This window comes from Mycobacteroides chelonae CCUG 47445, assembly GCF_001632805.1.
GTDB classification, from domain to species: domain Bacteria; phylum Actinomycetota; class Actinomycetes; order Mycobacteriales; family Mycobacteriaceae; genus Mycobacterium; species Mycobacterium chelonae.
The window spans coordinates 4,738,033-4,756,626 of record NZ_CP007220.1 but is presented as its reverse complement, the minus strand read 5'-3'; the positions used below and the strand labels follow the sequence as shown (position 1 = coordinate 4,756,626).

18 protein-coding genes, 1 pseudogene and 1 riboswitch are annotated in these 18,594 nt (G+C 63.3%); of the genes and pseudogenes, 9 read left to right on the top strand and 10 right to left on the bottom strand.

The features are described from left to right. The first annotated feature begins 17 nt into the window (after window positions 1-17). Together BB28_RS23170 and BB28_RS23165 are read left to right on the top strand one after the other, a co-directional pair. Window positions 18-593: a TetR/AcrR family transcriptional regulator gene (locus tag BB28_RS23170; RefSeq protein ID WP_046255234.1), complete on the top strand. Its 576-nt coding sequence runs from the start codon at window positions 18-20 to the stop codon at window positions 591-593. A 37-nt stretch (window positions 594-630) separates the two neighbouring features. After that, window positions 631-1,149 (top strand): hypothetical protein, encoded by a 519-nt coding sequence (locus tag BB28_RS23165; RefSeq protein WP_046255233.1) that lies wholly within the window; start codon window positions 631-633, stop codon window positions 1,147-1,149. Here BB28_RS23165 and BB28_RS23160 read toward each other — a convergent pair. Continuing rightward, window positions 1,114-2,187, bottom strand: coding sequence for an NAD(P)H-dependent amine dehydrogenase family protein (locus tag BB28_RS23160; RefSeq protein ID WP_046255232.1), 1,074 nt, complete (start codon window positions 2,185-2,187; stop codon window positions 1,114-1,116). The genes BB28_RS23165 and BB28_RS23160 overlap by 36 nt on opposite strands. A 22-nt stretch (window positions 2,188-2,209) precedes the next feature. Beyond that, window positions 2,210-3,001 (bottom strand): SDR family oxidoreductase, encoded by a 792-nt coding sequence (locus BB28_RS23155; RefSeq protein ID WP_046255231.1) that lies wholly within the window; start codon window positions 2,999-3,001, stop codon window positions 2,210-2,212. A 93-nt stretch (window positions 3,002-3,094) separates the two neighbouring features. Here BB28_RS23155 and BB28_RS23150 point away from each other — a divergent pair, with 93 nt between their 5' ends. Beyond that, window positions 3,095-3,952, top strand: coding sequence for a helix-turn-helix domain-containing protein (locus BB28_RS23150; RefSeq protein WP_075874134.1), 858 nt, complete (start codon window positions 3,095-3,097; stop codon window positions 3,950-3,952). On the opposite strand, the gene BB28_RS23145 is transcribed toward BB28_RS23150, so the two are convergent. Continuing rightward, the gene (locus tag BB28_RS23145) at window positions 3,949-4,833 is read right to left on the bottom strand and encodes an AIM24 family protein (protein ID WP_046255229.1); all 885 of its coding nucleotides are present in this window, start codon (window positions 4,831-4,833) and stop codon (window positions 3,949-3,951) included. The two genes, BB28_RS23150 and BB28_RS23145, sit on opposite strands and share 4 nt — an antisense overlap. Before the next feature lie 21 nt (window positions 4,834-4,854). After that, window positions 4,855-5,514, bottom strand: a complete 660-nt coding sequence (locus BB28_RS23140) for a VOC family protein (protein WP_046255228.1) — start codon at window positions 5,512-5,514, stop codon at window positions 4,855-4,857. Between the two features lie 51 nt (window positions 5,515-5,565). Between BB28_RS23140 and BB28_RS23135 the strand changes: the two genes are divergently transcribed. Next, window positions 5,566-6,663 (top strand): LLM class flavin-dependent oxidoreductase, encoded by a 1,098-nt coding sequence (locus BB28_RS23135; protein WP_046255227.1) that lies wholly within the window; start codon window positions 5,566-5,568, stop codon window positions 6,661-6,663. A 30-nt stretch (window positions 6,664-6,693) separates the two neighbouring features. Here the strand turns inward: BB28_RS23135 and BB28_RS23130 are convergent. Next, a pseudogene (locus BB28_RS23130) lies at window positions 6,694-6,936 on the bottom strand (hypothetical protein); the annotation flags it as partial. Window positions 6,937-7,088: 152 nt separating this feature from the next. On the opposite strand from BB28_RS23130, the gene fadD8 reads away from it, so the two are divergent. After that, on the top strand, window positions 7,089-8,678 hold the full coding sequence (gene fadD8 / locus BB28_RS23125) for a fatty-acid--CoA ligase FadD8 (protein WP_046255225.1): 1,590 nt from the start codon (window positions 7,089-7,091) through the stop codon (window positions 8,676-8,678). On the opposite strand, the gene BB28_RS23120 is transcribed toward fadD8, so the two are convergent. After that, complete coding sequence (locus tag BB28_RS23120; RefSeq protein ID WP_046255224.1) at window positions 8,675-9,265, bottom strand: TetR/AcrR family transcriptional regulator; 591 nt, start codon at window positions 9,263-9,265, stop codon at window positions 8,675-8,677. The genes fadD8 and BB28_RS23120 overlap by 4 nt on opposite strands. After that, on the bottom strand, window positions 9,255-9,674 hold the full coding sequence (locus BB28_RS23115) for a PaaI family thioesterase (protein ID WP_046255223.1): 420 nt from the start codon (window positions 9,672-9,674) through the stop codon (window positions 9,255-9,257). The genes BB28_RS23120 and BB28_RS23115 overlap by 11 nt, the downstream gene beginning before the upstream one ends. Window positions 9,675-9,767: 93 nt before the next feature. Continuing rightward, window positions 9,768-9,982, top strand: a riboswitch (cobalamin riboswitch). A 140-nt stretch (window positions 9,983-10,122) separates the two neighbouring features. On the opposite strand from BB28_RS23115, the gene metE reads away from it, so the two are divergent. From metE to BB28_RS23095, 4 genes are all read left to right on the top strand, one after another. After that, on the top strand, window positions 10,123-12,387 hold the full coding sequence (metE, locus tag BB28_RS23110; protein WP_046255222.1) for a 5-methyltetrahydropteroyltriglutamate--homocysteine S-methyltransferase: 2,265 nt from the start codon (window positions 10,123-10,125) through the stop codon (window positions 12,385-12,387). 99 nt (window positions 12,388-12,486) lie between these two features. Continuing rightward, on the top strand, window positions 12,487-13,386 hold the full coding sequence (locus tag BB28_RS23105; RefSeq protein WP_046255221.1) for a mycobacterial-type methylenetetrahydrofolate reductase: 900 nt from the start codon (window positions 12,487-12,489) through the stop codon (window positions 13,384-13,386). Between the two features lie 62 nt (window positions 13,387-13,448). Continuing rightward, window positions 13,449-13,979, top strand: a complete 531-nt coding sequence (locus BB28_RS23100) for a GNAT family N-acetyltransferase (protein ID WP_046255220.1) — start codon at window positions 13,449-13,451, stop codon at window positions 13,977-13,979. 97 nt (window positions 13,980-14,076) lie between these two features. Continuing rightward, window positions 14,077-14,904, top strand: a complete 828-nt coding sequence (locus BB28_RS23095; RefSeq protein WP_046255219.1) for a DUF6578 domain-containing protein — start codon at window positions 14,077-14,079, stop codon at window positions 14,902-14,904. Window positions 14,905-14,976: 72 nt separating this feature from the next. Here the strand turns inward: BB28_RS23095 and BB28_RS23090 are convergent, their stop codons facing one another. The 3 genes from BB28_RS23090 to prpD are packed head-to-tail and all read right to left on the bottom strand — an operon-like array spanning window position 14,977 to window position 18,526. Then, entirely contained in the window at window positions 14,977-16,098 is a 1,122-nt protein-coding gene (locus tag BB28_RS23090) for a bifunctional 2-methylcitrate synthase/citrate synthase (protein ID WP_030097457.1), read from the bottom strand. After that, a complete protein-coding gene (gene prpB / locus BB28_RS23085) occupies window positions 16,095-17,015 on the bottom strand; it encodes a methylisocitrate lyase (RefSeq protein ID WP_046255218.1) in 921 nt (306 codons plus the stop codon). Before prpB ends, BB28_RS23090 begins: the two co-directional genes overlap by 4 nt. Beyond that, window positions 17,012-18,526 (bottom strand): 2-methylcitrate dehydratase PrpD, encoded by a 1,515-nt coding sequence (prpD, locus tag BB28_RS23080; protein WP_046256107.1) that lies wholly within the window; start codon window positions 18,524-18,526, stop codon window positions 17,012-17,014. Before prpD ends, prpB begins: the two co-directional genes overlap by 4 nt. Window positions 18,527-18,594 lie beyond the last annotated feature (68 nt).

The window sequence follows — 18,594 nt, the reverse complement described above, 5'->3', positions numbered from 1 at the left end:
GTTGGGAGGCGGGCAGGATGTCGGCACGTGACACGTTGATCGCTAGCGTGACGGGTCTGGTGCGGCGCCGTGGCGTCGCGGGAACCGGTCTCAACGCACTGCTGGAAGACAGCGGTGTGTCACGGAGAACCATCTACCTCAACTTTCCCGGCGGTAAGCAGGAACTGGTCGCCGAGGCGACCCGCCTCGCGGGACAAGAGCTGACGGCCATCATCAAGGCGGCCGGTGACGATATCGATCCGGCACACGGCATTCAGTTGTTCATCGAACTGTGGAAGGCGCAACTCGGCGAAACCGAGATGCAGGCGGGGTGCCCGATCGTCGCTGCCGTGCTGGGACGTACCGAGGCGCCCGAGGCCTCGGCGGTGGCGGCGGACGCATTCCAGGATTGGCAGGCCATTCTCACCGAGCGGCTTACGCGCTATCACGTGGCTGCCGAGGCGGCACGCTCGCTGGCCCGGACCATGATCGCGGCGATCGAAGGCGCCGTCATCATGTCGATCGCCGCGCAGTCGACGGAGACGCTCGACGACGTCGGTGAGCGGCTCGCAGAGCTCATCAGGCTGTACGTCCCCGCCGGCACCACGCCGTAATCCTCCACCACGCAAGAGCCGCCAGTAGGGTCTGCTGATGCGTGCATGGACCGTGGTGCTCACCATCCCGGTGGTAGCACTGCTGCTACAGCCGCTATGGGCGCCGCGATGGGGATCGGGAATTCTCGGGGAACTCAGCGCAACCGGCCCAGTGGCAGCGGTGACCACCATCGTGACATTCTTCGGCCTGGTAGCCCTCTATTGCCTTACCCTGCAGCGCATTCTCGTGCGCCTGCCCGAATGGGGGCGCACGCGGTCTCCTCGGTCGGTGTGGTTGATGTTCGCCCTGCCCTTCAACTTCGTTGAAGACTTCTTCATCGTCAACGACATCGCCGGAAGCCTTTCGGCATCGCCGACCATTAGCGATGTCAATCGAAATATCTGGCGTGCAACGGGTTTAGCGTGGTGCGCATTGCAAATCGTTTCACTGCTCCCCGGGCCGCTCGGATTGGTTGGCGGTGCGCTCGCGATGCCGGTGTGGCTGGGCAACTGGATTCACGCCGGGAGCATTGCCCGAACGCTATCGCGCGCGCCCCTTTCCCGTGATCAGCGGTAGGTCCAAAGTGGTGCGGATACCCGCATCGGCCGCGACGACGGCAGGTACCGCGTTGACCACGCGCATCGCCGTCGCGATCAGATTGGCGTAGTTGTGATCACCGTGTGTGCTGAACGAGCCCAAATCCAGTATGTAGCTGGGCTCCCCGGTGATCTCGACACGATAGGTGCCACCCTCGTGTGCGGGCTGTGGCCAGTCCGGCGCTAGATCCTCGCGCAGACGGGTGAAGTGCTCTAGGACCGTCACCGCCTTGCCATCCTTCATCCCACGAACCTCGAAGTGCAGCGCGGCCATGGTGCCCGCGGGGATATGTCCTGAGGAGATATCGAAATCTTCAGGAGCAGATAGCTTTTCGTACGTCTCGGTGACCTCGTCCAATTCGATGCCCAGACCGGCTGCGAGCTGCCGCACCACCGAACCCCAGGCCAGCGATAGTACTCCCGGTTGCAGCAGAAGGGGGGTCTCGTCCATCGGCCTACCGAAGCCCATGACGTCGAACATCACCGTTGCGCTGTCGTACGTCGCGTAGTCGACGATCTCGATACAGCGCACCTGATCGACATGCTGGCAGGTACCCATGAGCGCCAGCGGCAGTAGGTCATTGGCAAAACCAGGATCGATACCACCGACAAAGATCGACGAGTTGCCTTCCCGTGCTGCGGCTTCGATGGGTTCCAGCATGTTATCCGGCAGGACGCCCCACGGATACTGCAGGAACACCGGCGCGCTGGCGGCGACGTTGATCCCGGCTGCCAGGATCGAGCGCAAGTCCTCGATCGCCTCCATCAGGCGGTTGTCGGTCATAGCGGTGTACACCACGCAGTCGGGCTTGAGTGCCAAGATCTCGGCGGCATCGGTGGTCGCGGTGACACCGGTGGTGGTGTCGAGCCCGGCCAGCTCGCCGGCGTCCTTTCCGGCCTTATGGCCTCCGGATACCCATACGCCGACGAGTTCCATGTTCGGGTCGGTGATCACGCCGGCGAGCGCGTGCTGGCCGACATTTCCTGTGCCCCAGACGGCTACGCGTGTCTTTGTCATGTCAGGTCCCTTCAGAAAGCGATCAGGAAAGGTCGGGTAAGGGAATGTCGAGATTGGGTGCGATGAGGCCACCATCGACTTCGAGCACCTTGCCGGTCAGGAAGCTGCCGGCGGGCGATGCGAGATAGATTGCGGCCGCCGCGATATCGGCCGGATCGCCCAGCCGGTGTAGCGGCGTGTTCTTCTCAAGTGTCCCGCGCACTTCGTCGTTGCCCGCCACGACCTCCAGCGCAGAGGTAAGTATGGAGCCGGGGGCGATACCGTTGACGCGAATTCTCGGACTCAAATCCATTGCAGCCGTGCGGGTATAATGAGCAAGTGCACCCTTGGCGGTGCAGTATCCGAGGAAGGCGCGGCCCGGGAGTCGGCCCATGGTGGACGTGATGTTGATAACCGAGGCGTTATCGGACTTGAGCAGGTGCGGCACCGCGGTACGTAACAGCGCGTGACCGTTGAGGACGTTGAACGAGAAGGCCTCAGCGAGGTCGTCGTTGGTGGTGTCCAAGAACGGCTTCGGCATAGTGCCGCCCACATTGTTGACGACGATGTCGAGTCGTCCGAACCGGTCGACGGCTTTCTGTGCCAGGGAGGCGGATGCCTCGGTATCGGAGAGATCGGCCACGACCACCTCGGCCTGACGTCCCGCGGCGGCCACCTTCGCGGCGACCTCGTGCAGTTGGGATTCGGTACGCGAGGCGATCAGCACATCGGCACCCGCCTGTGCGAAGGCCTCCGCGATCGCCGCGCCCAGTCCACGACCCGCGCCGGTAACGATCGCGACGTTGCCGTCGAGCCTGAAGCGGTCCAGAATCATGTCTACCTCCGTGTCGAATATTCGACTACTTTGGGGCGAATAGTCGATGCACTGTAGACCTGAGCAATGCAACGCGCAAGAGGGAGGGAACCTATGCCGACCATTTCACCGCCGACCGCACGCGTCATAAGAATCGTGGAAATGCTTGCTGCTGCAACACAACCCAAATCGCTGAGCGAGATCGCCGCAAGTACGGGTATTCCCCGTGCCACCGCCACCGCCGTGGTGAACGAGCTGGAATCGGCGGGATGGTTGACGCGCGACGGTGAGCTTCGTTATCGGGTTGGGTCGGCGCTTCCACGTGCGGTTGAGGCGACCATGCCCCGCGAGGTTCAGGACGTGCTGGCCCGGATAGCCGGAACAGCACAGGCGGGGGCGACCATCAGCCGAATCAGTCCGAAGACGTTGACGATCGTCGCCAAAGCGCAGGCGGGACGTAGGGCTGTCACCGGATTCGCGGTGGGGCAGACGATACCGCTGGCCTTTCCCGCGGGTTCAGCCGTGATGCCCTGGCGTTCGTCGGACGAACGTGCGCAGTGGCTCGGCACCGCCCGCGGCTTGAGCGCGCGTTACGGCCAGCGGCTTCTGCGGCAGGTTTCCGACTGCGGATATGTGATCTACCGCCCCGACCATGACGACACCGGGATGGTTGACCTGCTCTCGGATCTGCTCGGTTCGGCGGGCTCGGAGGTGATGGAAGCGGCGCTTCGCGAACGGCTGTTGCGACAGCTGTCCCGGCTCACCTCGCGTCTGTACTCACGCGACGAGCTGATATCCGAGGATGTGCTGCCCATCAGTTATCTGGCGGCGCCCATCTTCGTGGGTGCCGATGCCGCCTACGAACTTCAGCTGGGCCCGCTGCTGCCCAGTGCGACCCGCGCGGAGCGAGAAGTACTGATCGCGACGTTGACCCGGGGGGCCCGGGAGCTGTCGGGGCTGATGACGCTCTAGCCGGCCGTGACGACAGGAACGCCCTCGGATGGTTGCACGATGACGAATCCCTGGCCCTGGAATGACACCTGGAGTGCCTCGCCCGAACCGCGGCCGATGAGGGCGCCGGCTTTGAAACTCGTCTTGAGCTGTGTCTGAAGGTTGGCCGACCACGCCACCACCGCGTTCGTGTCGGCGAATGTCGGCGCCTCTGCGGCATTGAGCACCACCGGCGGACCGTCGGTAGTCAAGGCCACCCACCCCGTTCCCCGCAATGTCGTGTTGAACAGGCCGCCGGTGACCATGCTGGCGCCCTTGACCCGCTCGATGTTCCAGTTCAGTCCTGCCGAGAAGGCCAGCACGTTCTTGCCGCTGATCGAAAGGCCCGCGTTGTTGAGGTTTAGTAGATGAACGTCGAAGGCACGCTCGGCCAGGAATACGTCGCCCTGGCCCGAACACCGCATGAGCGGCAAGCCTTCTCCGGTGAGTGCCTTTTTCAAGAACTTCGCCGCACCGCCGCCTTCGAAGGCGAAATCGACATTGCCCTGGTAGGCCACCATCGATCCTTGACGCGCCAGGAATGGCTCGCCAAGACGAACGCGCAACAGTTTGGCGTTCTGGTTCGAGATCGGCTTGGCTTCATTCTCGCTGAAGCGGCCGTCCACCAAATCTCCACTGATACCCGAGAATTGGTCTCCAAGAGGTTGGGCCTGTGCTGCCGGTTGTGCAACTTGGGTTGATGGGCTGGGCTGTGGGGCGGTCGGCGCGGAGCCTCCGAGCGGAGCTGAACTGACTTTTCCCTGATGGGCTACCTGATCCGTCCAGCGGTGGCCGTCGTGCCAGCGGAACTCGAATCGTCCGTCGGGGTCGGGTTGCCAGCTTCCCGGGTTCGGAGTCGTCATAGACCCCAACCTAGTCGGCGGCTAGCGCTGTTCAATCAAAATTGTGGGGACTGCCAGCCCAGGATCTTTGACCGTCGCGACTCTGGTGCCCGGCTTATGGCCGTCACGGATGGCACTGAGAGTGACGTCGGCATCCGTCAGCCGAGCATGAGAGGCGTCAATATCGTTGGTGCGCCAGGCGATTCCCCACAGCGAGTCCGGTCCGGCGGGGTCGTCATCGCGCAGCACCACCTCAACCACCAAGCCCGCGCAGCGGAAAAACAGTTGGTGTACACCCCACGACTGCATGCGGTCCAGGCGCAGATCGAAACCGAGTCGTCCGGATAGCGTTGCGATGATCCTGTCGCGATTCGGGGAGAACAGCACCAGGTGATCGATCTGCTCGCTCGCCGGGACCGCGTGTGTTGCCGGTCGCTCGCGTAGTCCCAGGGTGAGTCCGTCGGCCTGTCCCGCCACGAGCTCTCCGTACGAGGCCAGTGCTAGGCCGCGGCGATCGAGCGTGCGGGCCGCGGACGACAGGTCTGCGACGCTGAACAGCAATCCGGGGTGCGGTGCCCAATCGGGGAGCCCGAGGTGGAGCTGGGGGTGCGGGGTGTCGGTTCCGAGCAGCCGGGCATAGGCGGCCTTTGCATCAGCGAGATTCGGAACGTCGAGAAGCACCGAGTCCAGTTCGGTGATCATCAGAACATTTCCTCCCTGCCGGACCGGGGTCCGTTTCGGCATACTGGCGATATGCGTTTTCAGCTTCTCGACATTGTCTTCTACCTACCGAACCCCGCAACGGGAGCATTGACACCCGCCGCCGACCGGCTGAACCGCGTGGTCGAGACCGCGGTCTTGGCCGAGGGCCTGGGTTTGGATTCCTTCGCGGTCGGGGAGCGGCATGCGGGAGACGTGCTGTCGTCAGCGCCCACGGTACTGCTGGGAGCGGTGGCTGCGGCGACCGAACGGATCCTGTTGTCCACCGGCGTCACGGTGCTCTCGCTCTTGGACCCGGTGCGTGCGGCGGAGGACTTCGCCACCATCGACCAGCTGAGCCGCGGTCGCCTGGAGATCGTCATCGGGAAGGGTAATGAGGACCGGCAGTACCCGTTGATGGGGCTGGATATCGCCAAGCAGTATGAGTACTTGCAAGAGAACTATGAGCTGCTACGGCGGCTACTGCGCGAGGAACACGTTGACTGGACAGGCACGCACCGGCATCCGCTGGCCGACGCGACAACGCTGCCTAGGCCGTACGACGGACCGTTCCGGATCTGGCACGGGTCGGCGACCTCGACGTTCGCGGTTGAACTCGCCGCGAAGTGGGGCGATCCGATAGTCACCGCAAATGCTTTGCAGCCCAAGGAGAACTACAAGATTCTCATTGACAGGTATCGGGAGCTGTATGCGCAGAACGGGCACGACCCAGCCAATCTGCACGTGGGTGCGGGTTCGGGAGGGCTCTACCTGGCGGATACGACCGAACAGGCCATCGCGCAGTACCGGCCGATCTATGAGGCACGCCTGGCGCAGATGGCCAGGCTCAAGGATCATCCGAAGGCCGTCGGCAAGTTTCCCTCCTTCGAATCCATCGAGGATGCGGCAGATCGTGGCCCGGTGCTGGCTGGTTCGCCGGAACGCGTGGCCGAGAAGATCATTCAGTGGCATGAGGCCTTCGGCCACGAGTTCCAGTCGATTTCATTGAGCCCCGAGGCTGACTTCGAGGAGCAGAAGGACACCCTGTGTCGATTCGCCGAAGAGGTGGTCCCGCTGGTGAAGGCGGAGATCACGTCGACGCTGTGGAGCGCCCGGGACACGCAGCGGGCCAAGGGATTCACCGCAGCCTGAGGGGTGCTCCCGTCAGATCTGACCCGGGCGATTCATCGGGTTCATTGGGCTGGCCGGGTTGGCGGGGTTGTTGGGATTCAGCGGGCTGGCCGGGTTCGCAGGATTCGACATGCTGTTGGGGCCATATGGGCCAACGTTGCAGACCGCATTGGCATTGCCGATGCAGTCAGCGGGATTGAACGGATCGGGGTCTGCCGGATCGGCGCCCGCGAAAGCCGTAGCAAACATCGATAGTGAGACGAATAGTGTGCTGGCGACCATGGACTTGAGCATTTAGCCAGCCTAGCAAGCATGTTCGGTTCTTTTGAGGGGATTGGGTCGGGTGCTGCCTCGTGGGCCGACGCGCCAATCCTTGCCCAAAACTAGAACATGTTCTAACGTCGAGCGAAGTGCCTGATCGGCGACTATTCCACTCAAGGAGCGCGATGCCTGACTCATTTGACCCGCTACACGGGTCGATCAACTCCGGGCACCTGCTGGTCGCCGCGCTGAAAAAGAACGCGAGCGCGCCCGCGCTGGTGCTCGGGGATGTCACGCTCACCGGTGCCCAGATGGCCGATGAGATCAGCAAGTACATACAGGCCTTCACCGCGCTGGTGCCCGATCCCACCGATGGCCAGGGCATGCTCGCACTCAATCGCCCCGAGGTGCTGTTGGTGATCGGTGCGGGGCAGCTGCTGGGCACCCGGCGTACCGCACTGCATCCGCTCGGATCGCTCGACGACCATGCCTATGTACTGGCCGACGCCAAGATCACCACGCTCGTCATCGACCCCACCCCGCAGTTCGTGGAGCGCGCCGCCGCTCTGGTGGAGAAGGTGCCGACGCTGACCCGCGTGCTGACGCTCGGCCCCGTGCCCGCTGAGCTGGCCGAGGTCGGACATGACCTGGTTGCCGCGGCCGCCGACTTTGAGGCGAGGGCGCTGCTTCCGATCAACCTGTCGCCGGATCACATCAACGGCCTCACCTACACGGGTGGCACGACGGGTAAGCCCAAGGGCGTCATCGGAACCTCACAGTCGATTCTCACCATGACGCAGATCCAGCTGGCCGAGTGGGAATGGCCGGATCGCCCCAAATTCCTGATGTGTACCCCGCTTTCACATGCCGGTGCGGCGTTCTTCATGCCGACGCTGATGAAGGGTGGGTCAATGGTGGTGCTGCCCAAGTTCGACGCGGGCGCCGTACTGGCCGCGATCGAGGAGCACAAGATCACCGCCACCATGCTGGTGCCGTCGATGATCTATGCGCTGCTGGACCACCCGGATTCTCAGACCCGCGACCTGTCGTCGTTGCAGACCGTCTACTACGGCGCCTCGGCCATCAACCCGGTACGGCTCGCGGAGGCAATCAAGCGATTCGGGCCGATCTTTGCGCAGTACTTCGGTCAGTCCGAAGCGCCCATGGTCATCAGCTATCTGGCCAAGGGCGATCACGACACCCAGCGGCTCTCCAGCTGTGGCAGGCCCTCGGCGTTTTTGCGCACGGCGCTGCTCGACGAGAACGACCAGCCGGTGAAACAGGGTGAGCCCGGCGAGATCTGTGTGGCTGGGCCGCTGGTGGCGGGCGGCTACTGGGGTCTGCCTGAACAGACCGCAGACACGTTCAAAAACGGCTGGCTGCGCACCGGCGATGTCGCACGCGAAGACGAAGACGGTTTCTGGTTTATCGTCGACCGGACCAAGGACATGATCGTCACCGGTGGTTTCAACGTGTTCCCCCGTGAGGTGGAAGACGTTGTGGCCGAACATCCCTCGGTGGCGCAGGTCGGCGTCATCGGGGTGCCCGACGAGAAGTGGGGCGAGGCGGTCACGGCGATCGTGGTGCTGCGTGCCGATGCCGACCGTAGCGGCGATGCGGTGTCCAAGATGACCTCCGAGATCCAGTCCGCGGTCAAGGACCGCAAGGGTTCGGTGCAGTCACCCAAACACGTGATCGTCGCCGACTCGCTGCCGCTGACCGCGCTGGGCAAGCTCGATAAGAAGGCCCTGCGTCAGAAATACGCCACGGTCTAACTCTCGCGGGCGAGAAGCTCCCGGGCGCTGGTCCGGACGAACTCGCGCAACCACGGCGCGGGCTCTCCCCTGTCGGGCAGGTGACGGCGCACCGCTGCGTACGGCATGTCGATCAACGCGAACATCGTTTTGTCGATCAGTTCGGGAGTGATCGCGCCGAACCGATGCTCGGTGTAATCGCGCAACGCCATGCGGACCCGGGAGTTAAGTGTTGTGAGCTCCGCGGCGAGGGTGTCGGGCCAGTGCGCGACCAGGTCAGCTTTCTCGTACTGGAGTAGCAGCTGCGCCTCGTTGCGGTTCGCCGTTGTCCACTGGAATGCGTGGTCAATGGTCGCCGTAAGTGCATCGTCGAGATCCGACAGGCACAGGGCCGCGAGTATCCCGCTCTGATAGCGGGCGATCGATCGCAGCCAGAGCCGGGCCATGAGCTCATCGCGGCTAGCGAATCGGTGATAGATCGAACCTGACGGTGCTCCGAGGACGCGTCCGATGGCGGAGGCGGTGGCCGCTGACGGGCCGCCCGAGGTCACCAGGGTCAGCGCAGCGTCCAGGATGTCGTCGGCGGTGTACTGCGCTTTACGCCCCACGGCGCCGGACCATGCTCGTGCCCTGAGCAACCGCAACCAGCTTGGTCTTGCCATCGTGGCCTTCGACGGAGATTTCGCAGCGACCCAGCGCCTTCGTGTGGCCGGCACTCACCAGCGAGGCGTCGGCAAGCAGTCGCACCCCATCGCCCGCAGGAGACACATACTCGATGGTGTATCCGCTGGTCACAATGTCCGCGCCCAAACCGAGGGCGCACGCGTAGGTGATCGCGTTGTCGGCGAGATAGCTCAATACGCCGCCGTGGATAAACCCGTTCTGCTGCCGTAGCTCGTCACGGATATCAAGTGCGAGCCGGATTCCGGACTCATCGACCCGGCACTCGGATGCCCCGAGGAGGCGACTGAAGGGCTGCGCATCGAGCACCTGCTGAGCCTGGTCCAAGGTGATCACGATATTAGAGAATAGTCGCTAATATTTGTGTTGGATAGCGCGCATATGATGAGAAACGCAGCTGGTCTGCTGGTAGTGGCACGGGTTTGATCCGAGCCGGTATCAGCATCGAGTGCCGGGCCCTCGGGCCCGGCATAAGAGGGAACCCGGTGAGAATCCGGGACTGTCCCGCAGCGGTATGCAGGAACGACAGTCGTCATATGCACTGGGTTGAGCACCAAGAAGCCTGGGAAGCGGCGGCCAGTAGGAAAACCTGAGTCCGGGTAACGCCTGTAAGTCCGAAGACCTGCCAGCTGTGCCGGGTGCGCCGCACCCGGCGGATCATCGCCTCGCGGAATGGGCGTATGGCCGAAGCGGTTTCACCGAGCAGATATCTGTTGCGGTGGTTCCGTGCTCGGTTCTTCGTCCCCGGGCGGTGGCTACCCCGCTGTTGATGAAGGACTAATTCATGACTGCTCAACCTTTGACCGCCACCACGCTCGGATCCGCGCGCATCGGCCCGCGGCGTGAGCTCAAGAGGGCTACCGAGAGCTACTGGGCCGGACGTACCAGCCGTACCGAGCTCGAAACTGTCGCAGCAGGGCTTCGGCGCGACAATTGGACCGCATTGGCGGCCGCCGGGCTCGACTCCGTGCCGGTGAACACCTTCTCGTACTACGACCAGGTGCTGGACACCGCGGTGCTGCTGGGAGCCCTCCCGCCCCGTGTCGCCGGTATCACCGATGAGCTCGATCGCTACTTCGCCGCCGCTCGCGGTAATGATGACGTGACACCGCTGGAAATGACCAAGTGGTTCGATACCAACTACCACTACCTGGTGCCGGAGATCGGGCCGGACACGAAGTTCGAGCTGAACCCGGCCAAGCTGTTCGGAGAGCTGAAAGAAGCTCAGGCGCTGGGCATTCCGGCACGTCCGGTCGTCGTCGGTCCCATCACCTTCCTCGCGTTGAGTAAGTCAGTCGACGGCGCCCCCGCGCCCATCGAACGGCTCGACGAGGTGGTGTCGCTGTACGAGCAGCTGCTGGTGCAGCTCGCCGAGGCAGGCGTCGGCTGGGTGCAGATCGATGAGCCGGTGCTCGTCACCGACATCCTGCCGAATGGTCCCGAACTGGCCGAGCAGGTGTATGGCCGTCTCGGCACGGTGGCCGATCGCCCCGCGATCCTGGTCGCCACCTACTTCGGGGACCTCGGTGCCGCACTGCCGGCGCTGGCACGTACCCCCGTCGAGGCGATTGCCGTCGACCTGGTCTACGGGTCCGCATCGGGTGTGGCCGTGGTGCCAGAGCTGGCCGGAAAGACCATCGTCGCGGGCGTTGTCGACGGACGAAACATCTGGCGCACCAACCTGGAGTCCGCGCTGGGCACCCTGGGGACGCTGTTGGGATCCGCCGGTGCCGTCGCAGTGTCCACGTCCTGCTCGACGTTGCATGTGCCCTACTCGCTGGAACCGGAGACCGAACTCGATGACCAGCTGCGCAGCTGGTTGGCGTTCGCAGACGAGAAGGTCAAGGAAGTTGTGGTGCTGGCGCGGGCACTGGGTGGGGCGCGCGACGCTACCGAGTTCGCGGCGTCGAATGCGGCTGTCGAATCTCGCAAGACGGATCCGCGTCTGAACAACGGTCAGATCCGTGCGCGTTTGGATTCGATTCTGGCGGCTGGTATTTCACGTGGCGATGCCGCCGAGCGTCGCCGCAGCCAGGATGAGCGCCTGCAGCTGCCCGAGCTGCCGACCACCACCATCGGGTCGTTCCCGCAGACCGTCGAGATCCGCAAGGCCCGTCAGGCCTTGACCAAGGGCGAGATCGACGAGGCCGAGTACGTGCGGCGGATGCGCGCCGAGGTTGCCGATGTTATTGCGCTACAGGAGAAGCTGGGCTTGGACGTGCTGGTCCACGGTGAGCCTGAACGCAACGACATGGTTCAGTACTTCGCCGAGCAGCTTGACGGATTCTTTGCCACCCAGAACGGCTGGGTTCAGTCGTACGGCAGCCGTTGCGTGCGCCCACCGATCCTGTACGGCGATGTCGCACGGCAGAACCCGATGACCGTCGAGTGGGCCACCTACGCCCAGTCGCTGACTCCCAAGTACGTCAAGGGCATGCTGACCGGGCCGGTGACTATTCTCGCGTGGTCGTTCGTTCGTGATGATCAGCCGTTGGCGGATACCGCTAACCAGATCGCACTGGCCATCCGGGACGAGACGGTGGATCTGCAGGACGCCGGGATTGCGATCATCCAGGTGGACGAGCCCGCATTGCGCGAGCTCCTGCCGCTGCGCTCGGCGGATAAGCCCGCATACCTGGACTGGGCGGTCGGTGCGTTCCGGCTGTCCACCTCGGGTGTGTCCGATGCGACCCAGATTCACACGCATCTGTGCTATTCGGAGTTCGGCGAGGTGATCGGTGCGATCGCCGATCTGGACGCCGATGTCACCTCCATCGAGGCGGCTCGCTCGCATATGGAGGTGCTCGACGACCTCAACGCGATCGGATTCTCCAACAGCGTCGGCCCGGGTGTGTACGACATCCATTCGCCGCGGGTGCCCTCGACGGCCGAGATGGCGAACTCGCTGCGTGAGGCGCTGCAGGCAGTTCCGGCCCAGCGTCTCTGGGTCAATCCTGATTGTGGCCTGAAGACCCGGAAGGCTGACGAGGTAACTGCGTCGCTGGCCAACCTGGTGGCGGCTGCGACCGAGGTGCGTGCGGGCGCCTAGTTCCCGATGAACGCGCGGGCAGTCTCCTTCGCGGGGGACTGCTCGCGCGTGAATTTGATTGGTGTATAAACCATTAGCGAGACTAATCGGAGGTCCTTGGTGTCCATGAATACCGTTGCGCTGGAGCTGGTGCCTCCCAACGTCGATGGCGGCCTCGAGAAGGCATCCGAAGAACTGCAGAAACTGTCCAGGTTTTCGGCGGAATTCGGCATCGATGGGCGCATCGATCACGTCATGATCCCGTCGATGATCGTGGAGGATGCCGATCGCCCGCTGGAGATGAAGCCGAAGCTGGATGTCGTCGACTATTGGTCGATCATCCGGTCGGAGCTACCCACCATGCGGGGACTGTGCACGCAGGTCACTTCCTTTTCGGATGAGACGTCGTTGCGGAGCCGGCTGACCGGCCTGACCGAAGCTGGGATGGACGGCGTGATCTTCGTCGGCGTACCGCGCACCATGAGCGACGGCGACGGTTCAGGCATTCCACCGACTGACGCGTTGTCGAAGTTCGACGACATCGTCGACAACAGGGGAGTGATTCTGATCCCCACCCGCAGTGGTGAACAGGGCCGCTTCTCCTTCAAATGTGACAAGGGCGCAACCTTCGCCATGACCCAGCTGCTGTATTCCGATGCGGTGGTTGGCTTTCTGCAGGAGTTCGCGCGCACAACCGAACACCGGCCGGAGGTGTTGCTCTCGTTCGGTTTCGTCCCGAAGCTGGAATCCAAGGTCGGGCTCATCGATTGGTTGATCCAAGACCCCGGCAATGAAGCCGTTGCGCGCGAACAAGACTTCGTGAAGTCGCTGGCAGCCTGCGAACCAGATGTCCGGCGGCCACAGCTTGTGGATCTCTACAAGCGAGTCATCGATGGAGTGGCAGACCTCGGCTTTCCTCTGAGCGTGCATTTCGAGGCACCGTACGGTCTGGCCAGGCCGGCCTTCGAGACCTTCGCGGAGATGCTGGAGTACTGGTCGCCGGTACCCGAGACCTCCTGACACAGGCGGGGTCACGCGGAATTCCTTTGACCACGTTGTAATTCGTGGTTGAGACTGGTCGCATGGAACCTACCGAGTTGCAGACGGACCGGTTGGTTCTGCGCGCGGTCACTGCCGCCGACGAGGCCGTGATTGTCGAAGCGTGCAACGAGCCGCAGATCGCGCACTACCTTCCGCTGCCGGTTCCGTACACCCGTGAAGACGCCCGGAGTTTTGTCACCAGGTCGGCGCAGGAATGGGCGGACAACGCGCGATACGGCTTTGGGTTCTTCCTCGCCGACACAGAAGAACTTGTGGGCACCTGTTCGCTTAAGTCGATCGCGCCCGGCGTGGTGGAAGTCGGGTACTGGTCTGCCTCGCAGCATCGACGTAAGGGGCTGACAACAGAGGCGATTCGGCGGCTGTGCCAGTGGGGATTTGATGTGCTGGACGTGCACCGCATCGAATGGTGGGCCGTCGTCGGCAATGATGCCTCGCGGGCGGTGGCCGAAGCCGTCGGATTCGACATGGAGGGCTTGCTACGTCAGCGTGGGTATCGGCGAGAGGCTCCGGCAGATTGGTGGGTCGGCGGGCTCTTGTCTCGGCCCGATTGACGGGTGTTGACGCTTGGCGTGATGCTGGCTAACCTTGGCGCTCGGTACACCGGGTCCGGAGCGTTCGTGCTCCGTTCGTCTAACACCTGGTTCTTCAGTGATTAACAAGATTCTCAATCGAAATGAATCTCTTGTATACCTTGGTATTTCAAACTGGGAGTATCAGTGCTGCGGTAAGACTCCTGAGATAGGCCAGTCTGTCGATTGGCAGATCTGTGCTCATCCCGCTGAGAGTGGCTACCTACTGGCATCGGCTGCTGCGGTCGACTGGGACGAGGACCGCGAGATCGTCCGGTTTCCCTACGGTTGTGCGAGCTGGGATCCAACACTCGGAGATCCCGCGAATGCGCTGGTAATCCTCTGGGCTACGTGGCACGAGAGCCAAAGCTGGCCCCGTCTGCGGGGCGTCGTCGAGGAGCTGTACGACGTGTCGGCCACTACCTATCTGAATGAGTCCGGTCAGGTGAGCCAAGAGTCGTCATCGTTTCAGTACCGGCCTACCGAACTGGCGACACGTTGGCCAGATCAGCCACCGTCGGGCGAGATCGGGCATCGAGTGATCACCGGATCCGTTGTGGGGCTGCGTGTGACCTCAGCGGTGGAGCCGACCGGCGATGATATTGAGGCGCTGCGTGATGCGCGGGATCGTGGCCGCAGGACATTGCATCTGTTCGGGCCTCCAGACGCGTTTGGCGTGGTGATCCCGTCGCGGGGAGATCGAGTGACCGTCGATCTCGCGGACCCTCGGCTGAGCGTGAACGATACGCGTGGCTATGCAGGTGTTGTCGCGGGCATTGCGGGGCAAGTAAGCCGTGCGGTGCACTCACCAGACGGCTTCTATACCAGCTTCCTCAACATCGACCCGGGGGCGCCTCCGCCGGATGAGCTATTCATCCAATTGCTTTGTGACAGAATGCCGAACTAGTCGAATCGAGTGTGCGGTTTGTGTCGATTTTCAGCGACATTTCGACACAAACCGCACACTCGGCGCTCGCACTTAAGACGCGAGTGACCGCTGGGGCTTGCCGGAGTATTCGCTCAGCGGCCGGATCAGGGCGTTGGCCGCTGCCTGCTCCATGATGTGCGCGGTCCAACCGGTGATCCGGCTCATCACGAAAATCGGTGTGAAGCAGGGGATATCGAATCCCATGAGGTAGTAGGCGGGCCCGGTGGGGAAGTCGAGATTGGGCTTGATTCCGGTGGCGGCGTCCATCTCGGATTCAAGCACCTTGTAGATCTCGAGCCACTGACGACCATCACGTACCCGCGCCACATCCTCCAGCGCGGCACGCATCGTCGGCACCCGGGAATCGCCGTTCTTGTATACGCGGTGCCCGAAGCCCATAACCTTTTCTTTACGGGTCCGCTTGCCCTGCAACCATTCCGCAGCCTTGGCGGCATCACCTATCTCGATCATGTCGTGCATGACGGCTTCGTTGGCTCCGCCATGCAGGGAGCCCTTGAGCGCGCCGATCGCCGCCGTGACCGCGCTGTAGATGTCGGATTGTGTCGAGGTGACCACGCGGGCGGCGAAGGTGGAGGCGTTGAAGCTGTGCTCGGCGTACAGGATCATCGACTGCTCGAACGCCGTGACGATCACCGGATCCGGTACCTCGCCGAAGCACATCCGTAGGAAGTTGGCCGAGTAGCCGAGGTGGCTGTGGGGCTGAATGGGATCCAGCCCACGGCGCCGCCGCATGTCGGCCGCCACGATCGTCGGCAGCACCGCGAACATGCGAAGTGACTTTGCGTAGTTGGCTTCCGGAGTGCTGTCGTCCTCGGAAGGATCCTCAGCGCCCAGAACGCTGATGGCGGTGCGCACCACGTCCATCGGATGGCAGGTCTCCGGCAGTTTGGCCAACAGCGCCATCAGGGAACGGTCCAGGCGGCGCTGCGCCCGCTCGCGTTGGTTGAACAGCGCGAGCTCGGCATCGTTTGGCAACTCGCCATGCCACAGCAGGTAGGCGACCTGCTCGAAGCTGCACTGGGCGGCCAGGTCCTGCACCGGATATCCGCGGTACGTCAGCGAATTGGTCTCGGGCACCACCTTGGAGATGGCGGTGGTGTCCACCACGACGCCGGCAAGTCCCTTGTGAATAGTCGGGGTCGCGGTGGTCATCGGGCTCCTCCTCCATTGAGGCTGAAATTGAAGATCTCGGTATCGAACTGGTTGTATTCGGAGTAGCGGAGCAGCTCGTACAGTCGGCTGCGGTGCTGCATCTGGCCCAGCAGGCCAGACTGTGTTCCCGCCGCATCGATTTCGCGCAGACCCTGCTCCACTGCGAACATCGCCAGCCGTAGGGTCGTGACGGGATAGATGACGACGTTGTACCCGACCTCGCGGAGCTGGTCGGCCGTCACGAGTTCGGATTTTCCGAATTCGGTCATGTTGGCCAGCAAGGGAACATCGACCGCGGCACGGAACTTCTCGAACTCGCCGATATCACTGAGTGCTTCGGTGAAGATGAGATCCGCGCCCGCATCGGCGTAGGCCTTTGCGCGGTCGATGGCCGCGGGCAACCCCTCGATGCCCGCGGCATCAGTGCGGGCGCAGATGACGAAGTTGGGGTCGCGCCGGGCGGAAACCGCCGCACGGAGTCGCCGAACCATCTCGGCGCTCTCGACGACGGCCTTGCCGTCAAGATGCCCGCACCGCTTGGGATTCACCTGGTCCTCGAGATGAAGGCCGGCTACTCCGCTGTCTTCGAGCACGGTGACCGTGCGTGCCGCACTCATCGGCTCGCCAAATCCTGTGTCGGCATCGATCAGGGTCGGCAGGTCGGTAACCGACGCGATCTGACGACCGCGGGCCGACACCTCGGTGAGCGTCGTCAATCCGATATCGGGCAGGGCCAGGTCGGCAGACAGTACGGCACCCGAGACGTAAACACCCTCGAACCCGATCTCCTGGATCAGCTTGGCCACCAACGGTGAGAACGCGCCGGGAAAGCGCAGCAGTTCGCCGGAGGACAAGCCCGCCCGGAACGCGGCACGCTTGGTGGCCGCGTCCTTGGCGGAGGCAAGAAGCGCGCTCACTTAAAGATCCCCTCCGGTGTCGTGGGCGCCTTGTCGAGAACTACGGCGTCCACGAGCGGGTTGAGCGCACCCAGTGAGCCGGCCTTCAGATCAGCCAATCCCTGTGCCACTGAAAGGAATCGGTCTTGCTCGTGCTGTTCGATGACGCCGTCGGATAGCACGGTGAACTTGTTGATGTAGTTCTCCCGGGCGAATGGCCGTGCCCCCAAGGGGTGTGCATCGGCGATCGCGAGCTCATCGGTGATCACCTCGCCGTTCTTGAGAGTAACGACGGCCTTGCAGCCGAACGCCTTCTCTTCGGGATTGCTTGAGTGGTAACGACGAGTCCATTCCGGGTCCTCGACGGTGCTGATCTTGTTCCAGAGTTCGATCGTTTCGGGGCGGTGTGCACGTTCGGGTGCGTAGGAGCGCTCGTGATGCCAGGTGCCGTCCTCCAAGGCCACGGCGAAGATGTACATGACCGAGTGGTCGAGTGTCTCGCGCGAAGCATCGGGGTCGAACTTCTGCGGATCATTCGATCCGGTGCCGATCACGACGTGCGTGTGGTGGCTGGTGTGCAGCACGATCGTCGCAATCTGATCCAGGTCGCCGATGCGCTCGCGCATCCTGCGGGCCAGGTCGATGGGCGCTTGGCTCTGGTACTCGGCCGAGTGCTCCTTGGTGTAGCTGTCCAGGATCGCGCGCTTCTCCTCACCTGGGCCCGGCAGCGGCACCTCGTAGACCTTGTCGGGACCGCCGAGCAGCCAGGCGATCACGCCGTCTTCGCCCTCCCAGATCGGGGACGGAGCACCCTCGCCGCGCATCGCGCGGTCGACGGCCTCGATGGCGACCTTGCCGGCCCACGCCGGGGCATAGGCCTTCCAGCTGGAGATGAGTCCCTTGCGGGACTGCCGGGTCGCGGTCGTCAGGTGTAGGGCCTGACCGATGGCCTGATAGATCGTCTCGGTGTCGAGCTTCAGCATGGTGCCCAGGCCGGCGGCGACCGAAGGGCCGAGGTGTGCGACGTGGTCGATCTTGTGCTCGTGCAAACAGATTCCGCGGGTGAGGTTGATCTGGGTTTCGTATGCGGTGGCCAGACCGCGAATGAGGTCCGCCCCGCCGATGCCGAGCTGCTGAGCCACAGCCACCAACGGTGGAATGTTGTCGCCGGGGTGCGAATAGTCGGCGGCCAGAAAGGTGTCGTGGAAGTCCAGTTCGCGTACTGCGACGCCGTTGGCCCAGGCCGCCCACTCGGCCGAGTAGCCACCGCTGACACCGAAGACATTGGCGCCACGTCCACCGGAAGACACCGCGTGGGCCTGCGCCTGGCGGCGCGCGACCGTGACGGGACGGCGGATGACCGACGCGGCGCTGACGGCGGCGTTATCGATGATCCGGTTGATGACCATCGCTTCGGTGTCGGCGGGAACGGCAACGGGGTCCGAAGCGACCTCGGCGATCTTCCAGGCGAGGTGTTGGTCGCGGGGGAAGACGTCGGCGCTGCGGCGGGTGTGTACGGAGTGAACGTGCATGATTCGCACATTACGCACGTGGTCAGCGGATAAAAAGACCATGTAAATGCGTATTTCTGTATCCTTAG

Bases quoted from the DNA above. Each gene is read 5' to 3' on its own strand.
- prpD (WP_046256107.1), bottom strand. From the start codon at position 18,526: ATGCACGTTCACTCCGTACACACCCGCCGCAGCGCCGACGTCTTCCCC.
- BB28_RS23100 (WP_046255220.1), top strand. From the start codon at position 13,449: ATGGAACCTACCGAGTTGCAGACGGACCGGTTGGTTCTGCGCGCGGTC.
- BB28_RS23145 (WP_046255229.1), bottom strand. From the start codon at position 4,833: ATGACGACTCCGAACCCGGGAAGCTGGCAACCCGACCCCGACGGACGA.
- BB28_RS23170 (WP_046255234.1), top strand. From the start codon at position 18: ATGTCGGCACGTGACACGTTGATCGCTAGCGTGACGGGTCTGGTGCGG.
- BB28_RS23140 (WP_046255228.1), bottom strand. From the start codon at position 5,514: ATGATCACCGAACTGGACTCGGTGCTTCTCGACGTTCCGAATCTCGCT.
- BB28_RS23160 (WP_046255232.1), bottom strand. From the start codon at position 2,187: ATGACAAAGACACGCGTAGCCGTCTGGGGCACAGGAAATGTCGGCCAG.
- BB28_RS23165 (WP_046255233.1), top strand. From the start codon at position 631: ATGCGTGCATGGACCGTGGTGCTCACCATCCCGGTGGTAGCACTGCTG.
- BB28_RS23090 (WP_030097457.1), bottom strand. From the start codon at position 16,098: ATGACCACCGCGACCCCGACTATTCACAAGGGACTTGCCGGCGTCGTG.
- BB28_RS23155 (WP_046255231.1), bottom strand. From the start codon at position 3,001: ATGATTCTGGACCGCTTCAGGCTCGACGGCAACGTCGCGATCGTTACC.
- BB28_RS23150 (WP_075874134.1), top strand. From the start codon at position 3,095: ATGCCGACCATTTCACCGCCGACCGCACGCGTCATAAGAATCGTGGAA.
- metE (WP_046255222.1), top strand. From the start codon at position 10,123: ATGACTGCTCAACCTTTGACCGCCACCACGCTCGGATCCGCGCGCATC.
- BB28_RS23135 (WP_046255227.1), top strand. From the start codon at position 5,566: ATGCGTTTTCAGCTTCTCGACATTGTCTTCTACCTACCGAACCCCGCA.
- fadD8 (WP_046255225.1), top strand. From the start codon at position 7,089: ATGCCTGACTCATTTGACCCGCTACACGGGTCGATCAACTCCGGGCAC.